The organism is Streptomyces sp. NPDC041135 (assembly GCF_055592085.1).
Genome location: NZ_JBVIYZ010000010.1, coordinates 1 through 19,730, shown reverse-complemented (window position 1 = coordinate 19,730; position 19,730 = coordinate 1). Strand labels below are relative to the sequence as shown.

Annotated in this window: 15 protein-coding genes and 2 rRNA genes; 4 read left to right on the top strand and 13 right to left on the bottom strand. The window is 74.3% G+C overall.

Features of this window, described 5'->3' with window-relative positions:
* Window positions 1-76: 76 nt before the first annotated feature.
* Window positions 77-1,789: a CTP synthase gene (locus ACZ6CZ_RS22795; RefSeq protein ID WP_469024071.1), complete on the bottom strand. Its 1,713-nt coding sequence runs from the start codon at window positions 1,787-1,789 to the stop codon at window positions 77-79.
* A gap of 509 nt (window positions 1,790-2,298) precedes the next feature.
* Between ACZ6CZ_RS22795 and ACZ6CZ_RS22790 the strand changes: the two genes are divergently transcribed.
* The gene (locus ACZ6CZ_RS22790) at window positions 2,299-4,101 is read left to right on the top strand and encodes a glycoside hydrolase family 15 protein (protein WP_469024648.1); all 1,803 of its coding nucleotides are present in this window, start codon (window positions 2,299-2,301) and stop codon (window positions 4,099-4,101) included.
* 133 nt (window positions 4,102-4,234) lie between these two features.
* Window positions 4,235-5,881 carry a PucR family transcriptional regulator gene (locus tag ACZ6CZ_RS22785; RefSeq protein ID WP_469024068.1) on the top strand — a complete coding sequence of 549 codons (1,647 nt, stop codon included), beginning with the start codon at window positions 4,235-4,237 and terminating at the stop codon, window positions 5,879-5,881.
* Between the two features lie 10 nt (window positions 5,882-5,891).
* On the opposite strand, the gene ACZ6CZ_RS22780 is transcribed toward ACZ6CZ_RS22785, so the two are convergent.
* The 5 genes from ACZ6CZ_RS22780 to ACZ6CZ_RS22760 all read right to left on the bottom strand — a co-directional run bounded on the left by ACZ6CZ_RS22780 (window position 5,892) and on the right by ACZ6CZ_RS22760 (window position 11,368).
* Complete coding sequence (locus ACZ6CZ_RS22780) at window positions 5,892-7,040, bottom strand: glycosyltransferase family 4 protein (protein ID WP_469024065.1); 1,149 nt, start codon at window positions 7,038-7,040, stop codon at window positions 5,892-5,894.
* Window positions 7,041-7,490: 450 nt separating this feature from the next.
* A complete protein-coding gene (recN, locus tag ACZ6CZ_RS22775) occupies window positions 7,491-9,233 on the bottom strand; it encodes a DNA repair protein RecN (RefSeq protein ID WP_469024062.1) in 1,743 nt (580 codons plus the stop codon).
* 71 nt (window positions 9,234-9,304) lie between these two features.
* Window positions 9,305-10,210: an NAD kinase gene (locus ACZ6CZ_RS22770; RefSeq protein ID WP_469024059.1), complete on the bottom strand. Its 906-nt coding sequence runs from the start codon at window positions 10,208-10,210 to the stop codon at window positions 9,305-9,307.
* Complete coding sequence (locus tag ACZ6CZ_RS22765) at window positions 10,207-11,022, bottom strand: TlyA family RNA methyltransferase (protein ID WP_469024056.1); 816 nt, start codon at window positions 11,020-11,022, stop codon at window positions 10,207-10,209. The genes ACZ6CZ_RS22770 and ACZ6CZ_RS22765 overlap by 4 nt, the downstream gene beginning before the upstream one ends.
* 7 nt (window positions 11,023-11,029) lie before the next feature.
* Complete coding sequence (locus ACZ6CZ_RS22760; protein WP_469024054.1) at window positions 11,030-11,368, bottom strand: hypothetical protein; 339 nt, start codon at window positions 11,366-11,368, stop codon at window positions 11,030-11,032.
* A gap of 42 nt (window positions 11,369-11,410) precedes the next feature.
* Here ACZ6CZ_RS22760 and ACZ6CZ_RS22755 point away from each other — a divergent pair, with 42 nt between their 5' ends.
* A complete protein-coding gene (locus ACZ6CZ_RS22755) occupies window positions 11,411-11,758 on the top strand; it encodes a sterol-binding protein (protein WP_469024051.1) in 348 nt (115 codons plus the stop codon).
* Window positions 11,759-11,790: 32 nt separating this feature from the next.
* Here ACZ6CZ_RS22755 and ACZ6CZ_RS22750 read toward each other — a convergent pair whose 3' ends face one another.
* Genes ACZ6CZ_RS22750 through ACZ6CZ_RS22735 form a run of 4 tightly spaced genes read right to left on the bottom strand, consistent with a single transcriptional unit; the run spans window position 11,791 to window position 15,865 of the window.
* Window positions 11,791-12,687 carry an ABC transporter ATP-binding protein gene (locus ACZ6CZ_RS22750; RefSeq protein ID WP_469024049.1) on the bottom strand — a complete coding sequence of 299 codons (897 nt, stop codon included), beginning with the start codon at window positions 12,685-12,687 and terminating at the stop codon, window positions 11,791-11,793.
* Entirely contained in the window at window positions 12,684-13,736 is a 1,053-nt protein-coding gene (locus ACZ6CZ_RS22745) for a FecCD family ABC transporter permease (protein ID WP_469024046.1), read from the bottom strand. Before ACZ6CZ_RS22745 ends, ACZ6CZ_RS22750 begins: the two co-directional genes overlap by 4 nt.
* Window positions 13,733-14,776, bottom strand: coding sequence for a FecCD family ABC transporter permease (locus tag ACZ6CZ_RS22740; RefSeq protein ID WP_469024044.1), 1,044 nt, complete (start codon window positions 14,774-14,776; stop codon window positions 13,733-13,735). The genes ACZ6CZ_RS22745 and ACZ6CZ_RS22740 overlap by 4 nt, the downstream gene beginning before the upstream one ends.
* Before the next feature lie 60 nt (window positions 14,777-14,836).
* Window positions 14,837-15,865: an HAD-IIA family hydrolase gene (locus ACZ6CZ_RS22735; protein ID WP_469024041.1), complete on the bottom strand. Its 1,029-nt coding sequence runs from the start codon at window positions 15,863-15,865 to the stop codon at window positions 14,837-14,839.
* A 72-nt stretch (window positions 15,866-15,937) separates the two neighbouring features.
* Here ACZ6CZ_RS22735 and ACZ6CZ_RS22730 point away from each other — a divergent pair, with 72 nt between their 5' ends.
* Window positions 15,938-17,221: a DUF1015 domain-containing protein gene (locus ACZ6CZ_RS22730; protein ID WP_469024037.1), complete on the top strand. Its 1,284-nt coding sequence runs from the start codon at window positions 15,938-15,940 to the stop codon at window positions 17,219-17,221.
* 80 nt (window positions 17,222-17,301) lie between these two features.
* Here the strand turns inward: ACZ6CZ_RS22730 and ACZ6CZ_RS22725 are convergent, their stop codons facing one another.
* From ACZ6CZ_RS22725 to ACZ6CZ_RS22715, 3 genes are all read right to left on the bottom strand, one after another.
* Window positions 17,302-18,129 (bottom strand): tetratricopeptide repeat protein, encoded by an 828-nt coding sequence (locus ACZ6CZ_RS22725; protein WP_469024646.1) that lies wholly within the window; start codon window positions 18,127-18,129, stop codon window positions 17,302-17,304.
* A gap of 1,279 nt (window positions 18,130-19,408) precedes the next feature.
* A 5S ribosomal RNA gene (gene rrf / locus ACZ6CZ_RS22720) occupies window positions 19,409-19,525 on the bottom strand.
* A gap of 105 nt (window positions 19,526-19,630) precedes the next feature.
* Window positions 19,631-19,730, bottom strand: a 23S ribosomal RNA gene (locus ACZ6CZ_RS22715); the annotation flags it as partial.

The following is a 19,730-nucleotide window of genomic DNA, read 5'->3' as shown; positions in this document are numbered from 1 at the left end:
ACCCCCCGGTCGCCGCCGGGGGAACCGGGGCACCCGCCCTCGCGGCGGGCACCCCGGCCACCGTACAACCGGTGTCTCACGGGGCGGGCTGCCCGGCGGCGTCCGCCTGCGGCTCGTCCGCCCGCTGGGCCAGCTTGCGCTCCACGGACGCCTTGACCAGGCCCGCGAACAGCGGGTGGGGCCGGGTCGGCCGCGAGCGCAGCTCGGGGTGCGCCTGCGTGGCGACCAGGTAGGGGTGGACCTCGCGGGGGTACTCCACGTACTCCACGAGCTTGCCGTCCGGCGAGGTGCCCGAGAAGACGATGCCGGCCGTCTTCTCCAGCTCGGCGCGGTAGGCGTTGTTCACCTCGTAGCGGTGGCGGTGCCGCTCCTCGATGTACTCCTTGCCGTCGTACACCTCGCGCACGATCGAGCCCTCGGCCAGCTTCGCCGGGTACATGCCCAGCCGCATGGTGCCGCCCATGTCGCCCTCACCGGCGACGATGTCCAGCTGCTCGGCCATGGTGGAGATCACCGGGTGCGCGGTGGCCGGGTCGAACTCGGTGGAGTTGGCGTCCGCGATGCCGGCCAGGCCGCGCGCGGCCTCGATCACGATGCACTGAAGGCCCAGACAGAGGCCGAGCAGCGGGACGCGGTTCTCCCGGGCGTAGCGGATGGCGCCGACCTTGCCGAGCACGCCGCGGTCGCCGAAGCCGCCCGGGATGCAGATGCCGTCGACGTCCTCCAGCTGCGCCCTGGCGCCGGCCGGGGTCTTGCAGTCGTCGGAGGTGACCCACTTGATCTTCACGCGGGCCCGGTTGGCGAACCCGCCGGCGCGCAGGGCCTCGGTGACCGACAGGTAGGCGTCGGGCAGGTCGATGTACTTGCCGACCAGGGCCAGGGTGATCTCGTGGTCGGGGTTGTGGACGCGGTCCAGCAGGTCGTCCCAGGTCGTCCAGTCCACGTCGCGGAACGGCAGGTCCAGCTTGCGCACGACGTAGGCGTCCAGGCCCTCGCCGTGCACGGTCTTGGGGATGTCGTAGATCGAGCGGGCGTCGGGGCAGGCCACGACCGCGGCCTCGTCGACGTCGCACATCAGCGAGATCTTGCGCTTGATGGCGGTGGGCACCTCGCGGTCGCAGCGCAGCACGATCGCGTCGGGCTGGATGCCGATGTTGCGCAGCGCGGCCACCGAGTGCTGGGTCGGCTTGGTCTTCAGCTCGCCCGAGGGACCGATGTACGGCAGCAGGGAGATGTGCACCACGAAGACGTTGTCCCGGCCGACCTCGTGGCGGACCTGGCGGACGGTCTCCAGGAACGGCAGCGACTCGATGTCGCCGACCGTGCCGCCGACCTCGGTGATCACCACGTCCACCTCGTCGGTGGCCATGCGCCGGATGCGGTGCTTGATCTCGTTGGTGATGTGCGGGATGACCTGCACGGTGTCACCCAGGTACTCGCCGCGCCGCTCCTTGGCGATCACGGTCGAGTAGACCTGTCCTGTAGTGACATTGGCGGAGCCATCCAGGTCTCGGTCTAGGAAGCGCTCGTAGTGTCCGATGTCCAGGTCGGTTTCGGCACCGTCGTTGGTGACGAACACCTCACCGTGCTGGAAGGGGTTCATCGTGCCCGGATCGACGTTGAGGTACGGATCGAGCTTCTGCATCACCACGCGCAGGCCCCGGGCTTTGAGCAGCATGCCCAGGCTGGAGGCGGTGAGGCCCTTGCCGAGAGAGGAGGCGACACCCCCGGTGACGAAGATGTGCTTGGTCGTCGTGGCTTTGCTGTTTCGGAAAGCAGCGGGCGGCATGGCCAAGAGGGGGCTCCCGTGGTCTCGGTCTGGGGTGCGGTGCGGCTGCCGGCCCGGATGTCGCCGGGGGTGCCGTCGCTGCGGTTCGGGGGTTTCTCGCCCACCGGTCCACGGGCTACCAGGGTATCAGCGCCGACGGGAGATGGCTTCCGGCCACGCTCCGCGCCCGCACCGACACGTACGCGCACCGGACACGCGGCCCTCACCCGGTGCTCACTCGTTCGGCCCACACGGGTTGCCCGGACCGGCACGCACATCATGTACGTGCGTCGTATCCTGCTCGGACACTCTGCTGCCGAGCCCGGCCGGACCTGACGGCACACCCCCGCCTGTGAACACCGGAACAACGAGAGCGCGGCAGTTCGTTGAGCAAGGACTGCCGTATTGCCTCAGGGCTCGGCGGGCTGCTTTGCTTCACCGCTCAACGACACACAACAACCACCCCTTGACCGCATCAGCGACTGCCCCCTGTTCGTGGGGGTGACGTGGCCGTTCGACTGGAGTTGCACGTGGCCGGGCGCATCGAAGACTACGCACTCATCGGAGACATGCAGACCGCCGCACTGGTCTGCCGGGACGGCACGGTGGACTGGCTGTGCCTGCCCCGCTTCGACTCGCATGCCATCTTCGCCGGTCTGCTGGGCACCGAGGAGCACGGCTTCTGGCGGCTCGGGCCGGCCCACGCGGCCGACTCGCCGCCCCCCACGGCGGCCCGGCGGACCTACCGGGGCGACTCGCTGGTCCTGGAATCGGAGTGGGACACCCCGCGGGGCACGGTCCGCGTGACCGATTTCATGCCCCCGCGTGACGGCGCCCCCCAGCTGATCCGGATCGTCGAGGGCGTCACCGGCCGGGTGCCGATGCGCTCGGCGCTGCGCATGCGCTTCTCCTACGGCCGCATCGTGCCCTGGGTGCACAAGCACGAGGGCCGGACCGTGGCGGTCGCCGGACCGGACTCCGTGTGGTTCGACACGGAGGTCGAGACCTACGGGAAGTCACTGACGACGTACGCCGACTTCACGGTCGCCCCCGGTGACCGGATCGCGTTCACGATCTCCTGGCAGCCCTCGCACAAGGAGCCGCCGCCGCTGCCGGAGCCCGAGCAGTCGCTGGAGGCGACGGAGGACTTCTGGCGCGAGTGGGTCGAGCACTGTACGTACCACGGTCCCTACCGCGAGGCGGTGATCCGCTCGCTGATCACCCTCAAGGCGCTGACGTACGCCCCGACCGGCGGCATCGTCGCCGCCCCCACCACCTCCCTGCCCGAGGACGTCGGCGGCGTCCGCAACTGGGACTACCGCTACACCTGGCTGCGCGACGCCGCGATCACCCTGTCGTCGCTGCTGCGCACCGGCTACCGCGAGGAGGCCCGCGCCTGGCGCGAGTGGCTGCTGCGGGCGGTCGCCGGCGACCCCGAGAACCTGCAGATCATGTACGGCATCGCGGGCGAGCGCGAGCTGGGCGAGGCCGAGCTGGACTGGCTGCCGGGCTACGAGTGCTCGGCCCCGGTGCGGGTCGGCAACGGCGCCGCGCACCAGCTCCAGCTCGACGTCTACGGCGAGGTCACCGAGGCCCTGCACCTGGCCCACATGACCGGTCTCGCCCGCAACGACTACGCCTCGCTCCTCCAGCTCAAGCTCATCCGCTACCTGGAGGACCACTGGGACGAGCCGGACGAGGGCATCTGGGAGGTGCGCGGACCGCGCCGCCACTTCGTGCACTCCAAGGTCATGGCGTGGGTCGCGGTGGACCGCACCATCAAGCTGATCGAGTCCGGTGACGCGGACGGCCCGCTGGAGCGCTGGCGCGAGCTGCGCGACGACATCCACCGGGACGTCTGCGAGAAGGGCTACGACAAGGAGCGCAACACCTTCACCCAGTCCTACGGCTCCAGGGAGCTGGACGCCTCGCTGCTGCTGATCCCGCAGATGGGCTTCCTGCCGCCCGACGACAAGCGGGTCATCGGCACCATCGAGGCCATCCAGCGGGAGCTGTCCACGACGGACGGCTTCATCCTGCGCTACCCCACCGAGGGGCAGAGCGAGGGCGTCGACGGCCTGCCCGGCGACGAGGGGGCGTTCCTGGCCTGCTCGTTCTGGATGGCCGACGACCTGGCGATGATCGGCCGGGTGGACGAGGCCCGCAAGCTGTTCGAGAAGCTCCTCGCCCTGCGCAACGACCTCGGTCTGCTCGCCGAGGAGTGGGACCCGCGGCTGAAGCGCCAGGTCGGCAACTTCCCGCAGGCCTTCAGCCACGTGCCGCTCATCGACACCGCACTGCGGCTGACGGCGTCGGGTGCCTACGGCGGCTGACGGCGGCACGGGGGCGGGGCGGCCGACGATCCGGCCGCCCCACCGCTTCGGTGCCCCTGTCCCGGGTGCCCCGTCCCGGGCGGCCGCCGGCCCGGAGATGTCGGCGCGGCCCGCGCACGGGTAGCGTCCGGCTATGGACAGCGGTACGGACAGCAGACTCGCCACCCAGGGCGCCGGGATCACGGTTCAGCGGGCACTGGAGCTGCCGGGGCTGCGCAGCGGCCTGCCCGAGGTGCTCGCGGGGGCGGACCGGCTGGGGCGCACCGTCCGCTGGGTGCACGCGGGCGAGGTGCCGAACATCGCCTCCCTGCTCAAGGGCGGCGAACTGCTGCTGACCACCGGCTACGGGTTCGGCACCCGGCCGGCCGAGCAGCGGGCGTTCGTGCGCACCCTCGCCGAGCGCGGCATCGCCGCCCTGGTGGTGGAGCTGGGCCCGCGCTTCGCCCGGCTGCCCGCGGCCCTGGTCGACACCGCCCGCACCGCCGGACTCCCCCTGGTCCAGCTGCACCGCGAGGTGCCGTTCGTCACGGTGACCGAGGAGATCCACACCGAGATCGTCAACGGCCACTACGCCCTGCTCCAGCGCGCCGAGGAGGTGCACCGCCGCTGCACCGAGGCGCTGCTGGGCGGCGGCGGGGTGCCCCAGGTGCTGGGCATCCTGGCCGGCTTCAGCGGCAACCCCGTCTTCCTGGAGACCACCGACGGGCAGCTGCTGTACGCGGCGGGCGCCGGACCCGAGGGCGCGGACCCGCTCCAGGTCTGGGAGGGGCTGCGCGGCCCGCACAAGGACGCCCCGCCACCGGCCGGCTCGGTCCTGGTGGACGTCCCCGGCGGCGGGCCGGGCACGGGCGCGGTACGGGCCCGGCTGGTGCTGCTGCCCGTCCGGGCGCCCCTCGCGCCGGTGCACCGCATCGCCGCCGAGCGGGCCGCCGGCATCCTGGCCGTGGTGCTGATGCAGGCCCGCCAGGAGGAGGAGCTGGCGGCACGCGGGCGCGGCGACTTCCTCACCGACCTCGCCGAGGGCCGCATCACCGCCGAGGACGCGCCCGCGCAGGCCCGCGTCCTGGGCTTCAAGCCCGGCGCCGGCCCGCTGCTGCCCGTGGTCATGCGGGTCGGCGACTCCCTGTCACCGGCCGGCGGGGGCTGGGCGGTCCTGGCCCGCGCGGTCGCCGAGGAGCTGACCGCGGTGGGGGTGCCGGTGCTGCTGGGGGTGCGGCCGGTGGAGGGCCGGGTGCCGCTGCTGCTCGGGCTGCGCTCGGAGCCGGAGCGCCCGGCGGTCGCCGACCGGGTCGCGGCGGCGCTGCGGGCGGGCGTGGAGCGGGCCGGGATGCAGCGGCCCGGCGCCCAGCCGCCGGTGGTGGTGGTCGGGGTGGCGGGCGGCTGGGCGGCCGCGTCGGCGGGGCTGCGGCACGCGGCGGAGACGGCGACGGCGGCGCAGGGCCTCACCGACCGCCCCTGGTACGACGCCCGCCGCCTCGACATCGACCTGCTGCTGTGGCGGCTGCGCGACCACCCGGACCTGGCGGCCTTCGTGGACCGCGCGATCGGGCCGCTGCGCGAGCACGACCTGCGCGCCAGGCCGCCGCTGCTGCCCACGCTGGAGACCTATCTGGCGCACGCGGGACGCAAGGCGGAGACCGCCCGCGAGCTGCACCTCAACCGCCAGACCCTGTACAACCGCCTGGCCCGCATCGGCGAGCTGCTCGGCACCGACCTCGACGACCCGCAGACGGTCCTGGCCCTGAGCCTGGCCCTGCGCGCCCGCCGGCACACGCCGTAGGGGACCGGTTCTAGAGCGGGCGGGGCTGGGTCAGTTCGTCGTAGACGCTGAGGACCTGGGCGACGGTCTCGTCCTCCGTGGGCCAGGTCGCCGCCTGCCGCGTCCCCCGGTCCCGCAGCAGCTCCCGGCGCCCGGGGTCGGCCAGCAGCCCGAGGACGGCGGCGGCCAGGGCCCGCGGGTCGCCGTAGGGGACGAGTTCGGCGGCGTCGCCGACCAGGTCGGGGATGCCGCCCACGGCGGTCGCGACCAGCGGCACGCCCGCGTGCAGGGCCTCCTGGGCGAGGACCGACCGGGACTCCCAACTGCTGGGCAGCACCGCCAGATCGGCGGCGGCGAGCAGTTCGGTGACGTCCTCGCGGCGCCCGATGAGCCGTACCGGCAGTTCCTCGTCCTCGATCCGCCGTTGCAGCACCGGGCGCAGCGGCCCCTCCCCCGCGACGACGAGCAGCGGAGCGGGGTGCAGGTCGCGCCAGGCGGCCGCCGCGTCCAGCAGGACGTCGTAGCCGCGGTGGCGGTCCAGGGAGCCGACGGCGATGAGCAACGGGCGTCCGGTGCAGCCGAGTTCGGCCCTGACCTTGGGCCGCAGCCGGTCGGGGTCGTCCGGCTCGGCGGGCCGGGGCGGCCGCCCGGGCAGTGTGACGGGGACCAGCCGCGCGTCCCGCGCGCCCGTCCGGCGCGCCCGGTCCACCAGGTCGGCGGTGGTGGCGAGGACCACCGTGGCCGTCCGCACCACCCGCCGCTCCAGCAGCCGCAGCAGATGCGCCCGGGCGCCCTCCGCACGGGCGCGGTCGTGCCAGGTGACGACGAGCGGGGTGGGGCGCCCGCCGAGCGCGAGCACGGCGCGGAAGGAGGCGTGCAGGCCGTGCGCGTGGACCAGGTCGGCGTCGGCGCAGGCCGCCCGGAGCGCGGCCACGGAGGCGGGGTCGCTGCTGCGCGGCACGGCGGCGTGCCGGGCCCCGGCGCCGGTGAAGTCGTAGACGCGCTCAGCCTCTGCGGGGGCGCACACCGTCACCCGCACGCCCCGCGCGACGAGCCCCGCGGCCAGCGACCGCACGTGCCCGCTGCTGCCGGCGTTGCCGCCGCCCAGCACCTGCACGGTGCGCAGCGGCGCCTGGCCGGCGTGCGGCGCGGTGCTGCTCGGCGGGCTGAGGTGGCTCACGTGGCCGGGGCTCCTGGTTCGACGTGGACGGCGGCGACGGCGGTCACGGGGAAACGTACCGGAGGTACCGGGCGGGGGGGGATGTCCGCGTGCGCCTCCCGCGGACCGCGGTCGCCGCCAAGGATGCCAGGAGCGACGGACGTTCCGGGAAACCCGGGGAGGCGCAAGCGCGGCGGGCGGGGGCAACGCGCCGGAGCGCGTTCACCCACAGGGGTGAACAAGGGCCTGGTCCGGCCGGGCGGGCGATGGCGGGAGCGGGCTGGTCAGGGAGTTGCGCGGGGTCGGCGGGCGGGTCCGCGCGCTCTCCGGTGGCCGTGACCGGCGGCGGCCGACGCCGCGGCGGCGTACGCCACCGGCCGCGCGCCCGCTGCCCCGGTGGCGCCCCGCGGCCGCGCCGAGCGCCGCCGCTCCCGGGCGCCTGCCGAGTCCCCCCGGGCGCACGCGCCGGTGCTACAGGTCCGCGCGGGCCGTGGCCAGCAGTTCCTCCGCGTGGGCCCGGGCCGTCTCGGAGTCCTCCTGCCCGGCCAGCATCCGGGACAGCTCGCGGATGCGCTCCTCGCCCTCGAGGACCTTCACACCGGAGCGGGTGACGGAGCCGTCGTTCGTCTTCTCGACCAGCAGCTGCCGGTCGGCGAACGCGGCGACCTGCGGGAGGTGGGTGACGACCACCACCTGGGCGGTCTTCGCCAGCCGCGCGAGCCGCCGTCCGATCTCGACCGCGGCCTTGCCGCCGACACCGGCGTCGACCTCGTCGAAGAGGTAGGTCGGTACGGGGTCGGTGCCCGCGAACACCACCTCCACGGCCAGCATCACGCGCGACAGCTCACCCCCGGACGCGCCCTTGGCGATCGGCCGCGCCGGGGCGCCCGGGTGCGGGGCGAGCAGCAGCTCGACCTCGTCCACGCCGGACGGCCCGTAGGCGACCGTACGCCCGTCGATCTCGACGCCCTCCGGGTCCTCGGTCTGCCGCAGCTCGAAGGACACGCGCGCGTGCGGCATGGCGAGCGAGGCCAGCTCGGCGGTCACCGCGGCCGCGAACCGTTCGGCGGCATCCGTCCGCGCCCGTGTCAACGCCTGCGCCAACCCGCCCAGTTCGGCGCGGAGCGCGTCCCGTTCGGCGGTCAGCTCGTCGACCCGCTCGTCGTCGCCGTCGAGTTCGGTCAGCCGCGCGGCGCTGTGCTCGGCCCAGGCGAGGACGGCGTCGACGTCGTCGCCGTACTTGCGGGTGAGGGCCGTCAGCGCCGCCCGGCGCTCCTCCACGGCGGCCAGCCGCAGCGGATCGGCGTCCAGGTCGTCGGCGTATCCGGCCAGTTCCCCGGCCACGTCGCCCAGCAGGATGGCGACCTCGCCGATCCGGTCGGCCAGCGCGGCCAGCGCCGGGTCGTGGGCCCGTACGGTCTCCAGGGCCCGGTGCGCGCCCGCGACGAGGGTGGAGGCGTCGATGCTCTCGGGGTCCTCGGGGTTGCCCGCGAGGGCGGCGTGCGCGGCGGTCGCGGCCGACGACAGCGCTTCCGCGTGCCCGAGCCGCTCGGCCTCCTCGGCCAGCTCCACGTCCTCCCCGGCGCGCGGCTCCACGGCCGCGATCTCGTCGAGCCCGTAGCGCAGCAGGTCGGCTTCCTGGGCCCGCTCACGCGCGCGCGTGGTGATCTCCGCCAGCTCGGCCGAGACCGCGCGCAGCCGCCGGTAGGCCCCGGCGTACTTGGCCAGCGGCCCGGCGACCGCCTCCCCGGCGTACCGGTCCAGCGCCTGGCGCTGCCGGGACAGCTTCAGCAAACCCTGCTGGTCGGTCTGGCCGTGCACGGCCACCAGGTCGTCGGCCAGCTCGGCGAGCAGCCCCACGGGCACGCTGCGCCCGCCCAGGTGGGCCCGTGAGCGGCCCTCGGCGGAGACGGTACGGCTGATCAGCAGCGCCCCGTCGTCCAGCTCGGCCCCGGCCTCCTCGGCGCGCACCACCGCGGCGGCCCCGGGAGGCACGGCGATCCGCCCCTCCACGACCGCCTTGCCGGCCCCGATCCGCACCAGCGCCGGGTCCGCGCGCCCGCCCAGCAGCAGCCCCAGACTGGTGACCACCATGGTCTTGCCCGCACCCGTCTCACCGGTGACGGCGGTGAACCCCGGCGACAACTCGACGACGGCATCGTCGATGACCCCGAGCGACCGTATCCGCATCTCCTCCAGCACGGAACAGACCATACGAGGTCCGGGGCGGGGAGTGCACACGGGCCGCCGGTGTCACCACTCCGGCGGGTGGTCCCGGCGGCGGCTCAGTTCGGTGCGCCGCGCCATCCGGAGACCGGCAGGGCGAACTTCGCGACCAGGCGGTCCGTGAAGGAGGCGTGGTGCAGCCGGGCCAGCCGCACGGGCACCGCGCCCCGCCGGACCTCCACCCGGGCCCCGGGCGGCAGCTCCACGGTCCGCCGCCCGTCGCACCACAGCACGCCCGGCGGGATGTGCGGCAGCACCTCCACGGCGAGCACCGACTCCGGCGACGTGACCAGCGGCTTCGCGAACAGGGCGTGCGCGGAGATCGGCACCATCAGCAGCGCCTCGACCTCGGGCCAGACCACCGGCCCGCCGGCCGAGAAGGCGTAGGCGGTCGATCCGGTGGGCGTCGACAGGACGATGCCGTCGCAGCCGAACCCGGTCACCGGCCGCCCGTCGATCTCGAGCACGACCTCCAGCAGCTTCTCCGCGCCGGCCTTCTGCACGGCCGCCTCGTTCAGCGCCCAGTCGGTGTGCACGATGTCACCGTTGCGGTGCACGACGACGTCGACCGTCATGCGCTCCTCGACGTCGTAGGCCCGGTTCACCACCCGGTCGACGACCTTGTCGAGGTCGTCGCGCTCGGCCTCGGCGAGGAAGCCGACCCGCCCGAGGTTGACACCGAGCATCGGCACACCGGAGGCGCGGGCGAACTCGGCGCCGCGCAGCAGCGTGCCGTCGCCGCCCAGCACGATGAGCAGCTCACAGCCGTCGAGGCACTGCGGGGTGGCCTCCTTGATGAGCTGGACGTCGGCGGGCAGCGGCAGGTCGCGGGCCTCCTCCTCCAGCACCCGGACCTTGATGCCCGACCGCTGCAGGCCCTTGACCACCAGCTCGGCGCTGCGGATCGCGGCCGGCCGGCCGGTGTGGGCGAGCAGGAAAACAGTACGCGCTCGGTTCTGTGTCAACGCGGCCCCTCCGCCACTGCACGGTCTACGTCGGCCGGGTCCAGCTCGGGTGCTCCGGCCCGCAGCCACAGAAAGTACTCGACATTGCCCGACGGTCCGGGCAGCGGGCTCGCGGTGACCCCGCGCACCCCGAGCCCCAGCTCCCAGGCCCGGCCGGCCACCGCCCGCACGGCCTCGGCCCGCAGCTGCGGACTGCGGACGACTCCCCCGCTGCCCAGCCGTTCCCGGCCCACCTCGAACTGCGGCTTGACCATCATCACCAGGTCGGCGTCCGGCCTCACGCACCGCTTCAGGGCCGGCAGCACCAGCCCCAGCGGGATGAAGGACAGATCGCCCACGACAAGGTCCACAGGCTCCCCATCGATCGCTTCCAGCGTCAACTCCCGTACGTTCGTACGGTCCTTGACGGTGACGCGTTCATCGCTGCGCAGGGACCAGGCGAGTTGGCCGTATCCGACGTCCACGGCGACGACGTGCGCGGCGCCCGCGCGCAGCAGGACGTCGGTGAAGCCGCCGGTGGACGCGCCGGCGTCGAGCGCCCGGCGGCCCTCGACGGCGAGTCCCTGCGGTACGAAGGCCGCCAGCGCGCCGGCCAGCTTGTGGCCGCCGCGCGAGACGTACTCGGGGTCGTTGTCGTCGGCCGCCACCACGATCGGCGCCGCCGTCTCCACCTGCGTGGCCGGCTTGGTCGCGACGGTCCTGCCGACGCTGACCCGGCCGGCGGCGATCAGCTGGCCGGCGTGCTCGCGCGAGCGCGCCAGCTTCCGGCGGACCAGCTCCGCGTCCAGACGACGGCGTGCGACTCCTGCCACGTTCGGTTCAGCTCCTGCTCGCATAGGGCGTCGGGGGCGCCGGAGGTCCCGGGCGGGCGTCCAGCGCGGTGAGCGCGTCGCGCAGCCCCCTGTGCACATCCTCGTACACCTCGAGGTGTCCGTCGGTGGCGAGGTGGTCGGCATCGGCCAGCCGGGCCAGCCCCGCGTCGACCTCGGCGTGGCCGGTGGGGTCGCGGGGGACGTCCAGCGGGGCCGCAGCGGCGGGATCGTACGCCCCGGCGGCCTCCTCCGGTACGGCCTCCGGTACGGCCCCGAGCGCGGGCGCCGGACCGGGCACGGGCTCGGGCGGCGGCTCGGGCTGGGACACGGACTCGGACTCGCTCATGCCCAGACGCTACCGCGAACCGCTGGGGTACCGTCGTGCGCGATGGCCACGATCGAGGAGTGCCGCCGGGCACTGGGGAAGCTCTCGGACAACATGCAGGGCGCCGAGGGCGACACCCGCGCGGCGGCGGCCCTGGACCGCTCGGTGAGCTGCCACATCACCGACCTCGACGTCACCTTCGAGGGACGGCTGACCGGCGGCCGCCTCCAGATCGACGACGTGCTGCCGGGAGCGCCCCGGGAGAGGGCCCAGATCAGGCTCGCCATGGCCGGCGACGACCTGCTCGCCCTGGTCGGCGGCGAGCTGAACTTCGCGACCGCCTGGGGCTCGGGGCGCGTGCGGCTGGAGGCGAGCCTGCTGGACCTGTTCCGGCTCAGGAAGCTGCTCTGAGCGCACGGCCCCGGCCCGCGGCCGCCCGTGGGTCACGGGGTCCGCGGGGCGGCGGCCGGGTTCCCGCTCCGTGCCCTGCGCGCCGCCGGCACCACGAGCGGGGTTCCGGTCTCCGGGTCGTCGATGACCTGGCAGCGCAGCCCGAAGACCTCCTCCACCAGCGCGGCCGTCACGATCTCGCCGGGCGCCCCCTCGGCGATCACCCGGCCCTCGCGCAGCGCGACGAGGTGGGTGGCGTACCGGGCGGCGTGGTTGAGGTCGTGCAGCACCGCGACCAGCGTGCGGCCCTCGGTCTCGTGCAGCTCGGCGCACAGGTCGAGGACGTCGATCTGGTGCTGGATGTCCAGGAACGTGGTCGGCTCGTCCAGCAGCAGCAGCGGGGTCTGCTGGGCCAGCGCCATGGCGATCCACACGCGCTGGCGCTGCCCGCCGGACAGCTCGTCCACGTACCGCTCGCCGAGTTCGGCGACGCCCGTGCGCGCCATGGACTCCCGCACCACCCGCTCGTCCTCGGCCGACCACTGGCGCAGCAGGCCCTGGTGCGGGTAGCGGCCGCGGCCGACGAGGTCGGCGACGGTGATCCCGTCGGGCGCGATCGAGGACTGCGGCAGCAGGCCCAGCGTCCGGGCGACCTTCTTCGCCGGCATCGACTGGATGACCTGCCCGTCGAGCAGCACCCGGCCCTCGCTCGGCCGGAGCATCCGCGACAGCGCCCGCAGCAGCGTCGACTTGCCGCACGCGTTGGGGCCGACGATCACCGTGAAGGAGTTGTCGGGGATGCGCACCGACAGCTGCTCGGCGATGACGCGCCGGTCGTAGGCGAGGGTCACGTTCTCGGCGGACAGCCGGTTCCCCGTGCTCGCGGTGCTCAGAGTGCTCACAGTGCTCCCAGTCTCCTGAGGGTGTGCGTCGGTGCCGGTGGCGGTCATACGCGGCCCGCCCTGCGCTCGGTGACCAGCAGCCACAGCAGATAGCCGCCGCCCAGGACGCCGGTGACCACGCCCACGGGCAGCTGGTCGGCGCCGAAGGCCCGCTGGGAGGCCCAGTCGGCGGCGACCAGCAGGGTGGCGCCCATGCACAGGGAGGGCACCAGATTGGGTCCCGGGGAGCGGGTCAGCCGCCGGGCGAGCTGCGGCGCGGTCAGCGCGACGAAACTGACGGGTCCCGCCGCGGCGGTGGCGGCCGCGGTCAGCAGCACCGCGCACACCGTCAGCAGCAGCCGCACCCGCTCCACGCGCACCCCGAGGGCGTTGGCCACGTCGTCGCCCATCTCGGCCGTCCGCAGGGCGCGGGCGTTGGCGAGGACCAGCGGGACCAGCACCGCGCACAGCGCGAGCAGCGGCCACACCTGCTCCCAGTCCCGGCCGCCCAGGGAGCCGGTCATCCACACCACCGCACGCGCCGCGTCGACGATGTCGGCCTGGGTGAGCAGATAGCCGTTGACGGCCGTGACGACGGCGGAGACCCCGATGCCGACCAGCACCAGCCGGTACCCGTGCACGCCCTGCCGCCAGGCGAGCAGATAGATGGCGGCGCCGGTCAGCAGACCGCCGGCCAGTGCGCCGAGGGTGACCTGCGTGGCGCTGCCGGACATCAGGACGATGACCACCAGCGCGCCCGCCGTGGAGCCCTGCGACAGGCCCAGCACGTCCGGGCTGCCCAGCGGGTTGCGGGAGACGGACTGGAACAGCGCGCCGCCGAGGCCCAGGGAGGCGCCGACCAGCAGGCCGACCAGGACCCGCGGCAGCCGCAGTTCGCGGACGATGAACTCCTGGTAGGGGCTGCCGTCCCCGGCGAGCGTCCGCAGCACGTCGGCCGGCGGGATCCTGGCGTCCCCGGTGCCGATCAGGGCGACGCTCGCGGCCAGCGCGGCGGCCAGCAGCAGCGCCACGACGGTCACCGCGCGGACGTCCAGGCGCAGCGAGAGCCCACCGGGGGTGCGCAGGGCACGGCTGGTGGATCGGTATCGGGTCTTCACAGCTGGGCCGTCCTGCGCCGTCGTACGAGAAGGATGAAGACCGGCCCGCCGATGAGCGCGGTGACGACGCCGACCTGGAGTTCCGAGGGACGCACGACGACCCGGCCGACGACGTCGGCGCCGAGCAGCAGCACCGGCGACAGGACGGTCGCGTACGGCAGGATCCAGCGCAGGTCGGGGCCGGTGAACGAGCGCACCGCGTGCGGCACCATCAGGCCGACGAACATGACCGGGCCGCAGGCGGCGGTGGCCGCGCCGCACAGCACGGTCGCGGCGAGCATGGCCAGGGCCCGGGTGCGGCCCAGGTGGGCGCCGAGGGCGCGGGCGGTGTCGTCGCCCATCGCCACCGCGTTCAGCGGCCGGGCCAGCGCCAGGGCCAGGAGTGTGCCGGCGCCCAGGAACGGCAGCACCTGCGTGATGGTCGAGCCGGACGCCGAGGCCAGGGAGCCGACGGTCCAGAAGCGCATCCGGCCCAGCGCCGCGTCATCCATGATCATCACGGCCTGGAGGTAGCCGTACAGCGCCGCGCTGATCGCGGTGCCGGCCAGCGCGAGCCGGACCGGTGTGGCCTCCCGGCTGCCGCCGAGGAACCAGACCAGCGCGCCGACCGCCGCCGCGCCGCCGAAGGCGAACCACACGTAGCCGCTGAGGCTGGTGACGCCGAGGAAGGTGATGGCCGTGACGACGGCGGCCGAGGCGCCCGCGTTGATACCGAGCAGGCCCGGGTCGGCCAGCGGATTGCGGGTGAGCGCCTGCAGCACCGCTCCCGACAGGCCCAGCGCGGCGCCCACCAGCAGTCCGAGGACGGTGCGCGACAGCCGCTCGTCGACCACCACGTCGCCGTAGGTGCCGGAGTCGTGGAACAGGCCGTGCCAGACCTGGCCGGGCGACAGCCCTTTCGCGCCGATCGCGATGCTCGCCAGTGCGACGAGCACCAGGACCGCGAGGGACGCGAGGAGCCCAACTGCCCGCGCCACCCGGCGGGTCGGGGGCGCGGCGGCGGTCCCGGCGCGCTGTTCGGGAAGACTGTCGACCAACACGCAGGTTAGGTTAGCCTACCCTCGATTGCGGCCCCGATCCGTGAGCCGTCCGGCACGGGTTCACAGGCCGAGCCGGGCCAGCGCCTTGCCCCCGTCCAGCTCGCAGGACCCGTCACCGGCCGCCGTCCAGGCCGCCGCGCACAGCGCCCGCAGCCCGTCCAGCGCCTCCCCGTCACCGCTCAGCTCCAGCTCGGAGGCCCCGGCCGTCGCCGTCCATCCCCCGCAGCGGAACCCGTCGCCGTCCCGGCCGACCTCCGGCTGCCCGGTGAGCAGCCCGCGCAGGTCGGCGTCCACGTAGGTGGGCCGGTGCCGGGGCGGCGCGGCGAGCAGCTGCGGGCCGTCGGTGACACCGGTGAGCACCAGCAGCGAGTCGACGCCGCCGTTGAACGCGCCCTCGATGTCGGTGTCCAGCCGGTCCCCGACCACCAGCGGCCGCCGCGCCCCGGTCCGCAGGATCGTCTCCCGGTGCATCGGCGGCAGCGGCTTGCCCGCCACCTGAGGGTCGGCCCCGGTGGCGATGCGGACCACCTCGACCGCCGCGCCGTTGCCCGGCGCGATCCCGCGCCCGCTCGGGATCGTCAGGTCCGTGTTGGACGCGAACCACGGCAGTCCGCGCGCCACCGCGTACGACGCCTCGGCGAACCTCCCCCACGGCAGATCCGGCCCGCCGTAGCCCTGCACGACCGCCGCCGGTTCGTCGTCCGCCGACTCCACCGGCTCCAGACCGCGCTCGCGCAGCGCGACCCGCAGCCCCTCACCGCCGATCACCAGCACCCGCGCCCCCTGCGGCAGCTGATCGCTGATCAGCCGGGCGACCGCCTGCGCCGAGGTGATGACGTCCGCCGCCCGGGCCGGTATCCCCAGCTCCGTCAGATGCCCCGCCACCGCGTCCGGCGTGCGCAGCGCGTTGTTGGTGACGTAGGCCAGACGCATGCCCTGGTCGCGCGCCGCCGCCAGCGAGTCCACCGCGTGCGCGATCGCCTCACCCCCCGCGTACACCACCCCGTCGAGATCGAGCAGCGCCGTGTCGTACGCCTCGTTCAGGGGCTGTCCGCTGCCTTCCGGACCCGTCCTGACGGCCTGGCTCATTCCGCATCGCTCCTCGTTCACTCGCGTTTCCCCGATCATCCCTCACGCCGCCGGTCCACGTACGATGCCGGGATGAACACTGCAGGTCACTCGGAAGCAATGGCGCGCCGGGGCCTGGAACTCACTCCGTTCCGCGGCCTCCGTTACGACCCCGAACGGGTCGGCAGCCTGGCCGCCGTCACCTCCCCGCCCTACGACGTCGTGGTCCGCCCCGACGGCCTGCACCACCTCCAGTCGGCCGACCCGTACAACATCGTCCGGCTGATCCTGCCGCAGGCCGGCACCCCCAGCGCCCGCACCGGACAGGCGGCCGACACGCTGCGCCGCTGGCAGGCCGAGGGAGTGCTCACCACCGACGCCGAGCCCGGGCTGTACGTGTACGAGCAGAGCGACGGCGACGGGATGCTCCAGCGCGGCGTGATCGGCGCGCTGCGCGTCTCGGAGCCCGCCGAGGGCGTGGTGCTGCCGCACGAGGACGTCATGCCGCCCGTGGTCGCGGACCGGGCGGCCCTGATGCGGGCCACCCGGGCGAACCTGGAACCACTGCTGCTGACCTACCGCGGCGACGGCAGCGCGGCCGCGGTCGTCGAACGCACGGCCGCGCGCGAGCCGCTGCTGTCGACCACCACCGAGGACGGCTTCCACCACCGCCTGTGGTCGGTCACCGACCCGGCCGAGGTCGCCGGCATCCAGTCCGACCTGGCGGGCAAACAGGCCCTCATCGCCGACGGCCACCACCGCTGGGCCACCTATCTGCGGCTCCGCGCGGAGCACCCCTCCCCCAGCCCCTGGGACTACGGCCTGGTCCTCCTGGTCGACACGGCCCGCTACCCGTTGCGCGTGCGCGCCATCCACCGCCTGCTGCACGGCCTGCCGGTCGCGGACGCCGTCGCGGCCCTCGACGGCCTCTTCCGCGTCCGGCGCCTCGACGTGCCGCTCCCGGAGGCCCTGAAGGCACTCGAGCAGGCCACCGGCGCGGGCAACGCCTTCCTGCTCGCCGGCGACGGCGCCTTCCACCTGGTCGACCGCCCGGACCCCGGCCTGCTGGCCCGTACGGTCCCGGCCGACCGCCCGCCCGCCTGGCGCTCGCTGGACGCGACGGTCCTGCACGCCACGCTGCTGGAGCACGTGTGGCGCGTCCCGGAGGACTCCCCCGCCCACATCGCCTACATACACGACACCCCGGCCACCGTCGCCAAGGCGGAGCGCGACGCGGGGACCGCGGTGCTGCTGCACCCGGTGCGCGAGGAGGTCGTCCGCGACCTGGCCCGCCAGGGCGTGACGATGCCCCGCAAGTCCACGTCGTTCGGCCCCAAACCGGCCTCGGGCCTGGTCCTGCGGACCCTCGACGCCTGACACGCCGGCACGGCCGGCACTCCCTGCACGACGAAGGGCGGGCGCCGACCGGCGCCCGCCCTCGCTGTCTCAGTACCGCGTCACTCCTTGTCGCCGCCCTCGACGGGAGCGTCCCCGGCAGGGGCGTCCTCGTCGGTGACGTCGTCGCCGACGTCGTCGGCGGCGGCCTCCGGCGACTCGGCGTCCTCGACCGGGACGTCACCCGGCACGTCGTCCGCCACGGCGTCCTCCCGGGCCTCTTCCACGGCCTCGACGACGGCCTCGTCCGGGCTCTCCACCAGCGCGTCGAGGAACTCCACGCCGTCCAGCTCGGCCAGCCGGTCGGACGCGTCGGTGCTGCCGTCCCGGTCGCCCTCCACCGCCTTGGCGAACCACTCCCGGGCCTCGTCGGCCCGGCCGTTGGCCAGCAGCGCGTCGGCGTAGGCGTACCGCAGGCGCGCGGTCCAGGGCTGTACGGAGCTGGACGCCAGCTCGGGGCTCTGGAGCGTCACGATCGCCGCGTCCAGCTGCCCCATGTCACGCCGGGCGCCGGCCGCGACGAGCCGCATCTCGACCTGCCCGGCCTTGTCCAGCTTGTGCACCTCGGGGGCACCGGCCATGTCCAGCGCCTTCTCCGGCCGGCCCAGGCCGCGCTCGCAGTCGGCCATGACGGGCCACAGGTCCACGTTGCCGGTCATCCGCCGCGCGGCCCGGAACTCGGCGAGCGCCTCGCTGAACTTCTGGTTGGCGTACGCCGCGAAGCCGGCCGCCTCCCGCACCGCGGCGACCCTGGACGCCAGGCGCAGGGCCACCTTCGCGTAGCCGTACGCGCCCTCGGGGTCCTCGTCGATGAGCCGCGCGACCATCACCAGGTTCTTGGCGACGTCCTCGGCGAGCGTCTTCGGCAGGCTCTGCAGCTCCTGGCGCACGTCCTTGTCGATCTCGTCGCCGGTGACGTCCTCCGGGATCGGCAGCCGCCTGATCGGCTCGCGGTCACGGTCCCGCTCGTCACGGAAGCGGCCACCACCGGACCGGTCGTCGCGCCGGTCGTCCCGTCCCCGGAAGCCGCCACGGTCGTCACGGCGGTCGTCACGCCCCCGGAAGCCACCGGTCGGCCGCCCACCGCGATCGTCCCGGCGAGGGCCGCGGTCACGGTCGTCGCGCCCACGGAAGCCACCGCGGTCACCGCCGTCGCTCCGCTCACTGCGGAAGCCACCGCGGTCCCCGCTGTCGCTCCGCTCGCCGCGGAAGCCACCCCGGTTGTCGTCCCGGCCACGGAAACCGCCGCGGTCGTCGCGACGGTCGTCACGGCGGTCGTCACGGCGGTCGTCGCGCCGGAACCCGCCCCGGTTGTCGTCACGGCCCTGGTACCCACCGGTCGGCCGGCCACCACGGTCGTCACGCCGATCGCTGCCACGGTCGTCACGCCGATCGCTGCCACGGTCGTCACGCCGGGCGTCCCGCGCCTGGAACGCGCCGCGGTCGTCGCGACGGTCGTCCCGGCGGAAGCCGCCGGCCGGCCGCCCGCCACGATCGTCACGGCGGTCGTCACGGCGGTCGTCCCGCCCCTGGTAGCCGCCGCGGTCGCCGCGGTCGTCCCGGCGGAAGCCACCGCGGTCGTCGCGACGGTCGTCGCGGCCCTGGTAGCCACCGGCAGCGCGCGGGCCGCCACGGTCGTCACGGCCCTGGTACCCACCGCCACTGCGGGGGCCACCGCGGTCATCACGGCCCTGGTACCCACCGCCACTGCGGGGGCCACCGCGGTCGTCGCGGCGGCCGTAAGCGGGACGGTCGGCGTCACGGCGGCCGTAGCCGCCGCGCTGGTCGCCGTCGCGCCGCTGCGGGCCGCCGCGGTCGTCCTCACGGCGGGGTCCGCGGCGGTCGTCGTCGCGGCGCTCGCCACGGGCGTCGCGGTCGTCACGGCGGAACGGGGGCCGGTCGCCGTCACGGCGGGGACCGCGGTCGCGGTCGTCGCCACCACGGAAGCCGGGACGGTCACCGCGGTCGTTCCCGCGGCGCGGGCCGGCCCGGTAGCCACCACGGTCACCGCGGTCACCACTGTCCCGTCGCCGCTGGTCGCGCTCCGGTCGGTCCTCGGGAGAGTTGGTGGACATCGGTGACTCCTGTCTTCGGTACCGCAAGCATTGTAAAAACAAAAGGACCCCTGGTCCCAGCTGAACGCTGGGACCAGGGGTCCTTCCAAAGATTGTTCGGCGGTGTCCTACTCTCCCACAGGGTCCCCCCTGCAGTACCATCGGCGCTGTGAGGCTTAGCTTCCGGGTTCGAAATGTAACCGGGCGTTTCCCTCACGCTATGACCACCGAAACCCTAATGGTTTCGAGCGAACAAGCACACTCTTCACTTGTGTGTTCAGCTCTCAGCCGGCAACCGTTCGTTGCCTCAGAACTTACACAGTGGACGCGAGCATCAATGGTCAAGCCCTCGGCCTATTAGTACCAGTCAACTCCACCCGTTACCAGGCTTCCATATCTGGCCTATCAACCCAGTCGTCTACTGGGAGCCTTACCCT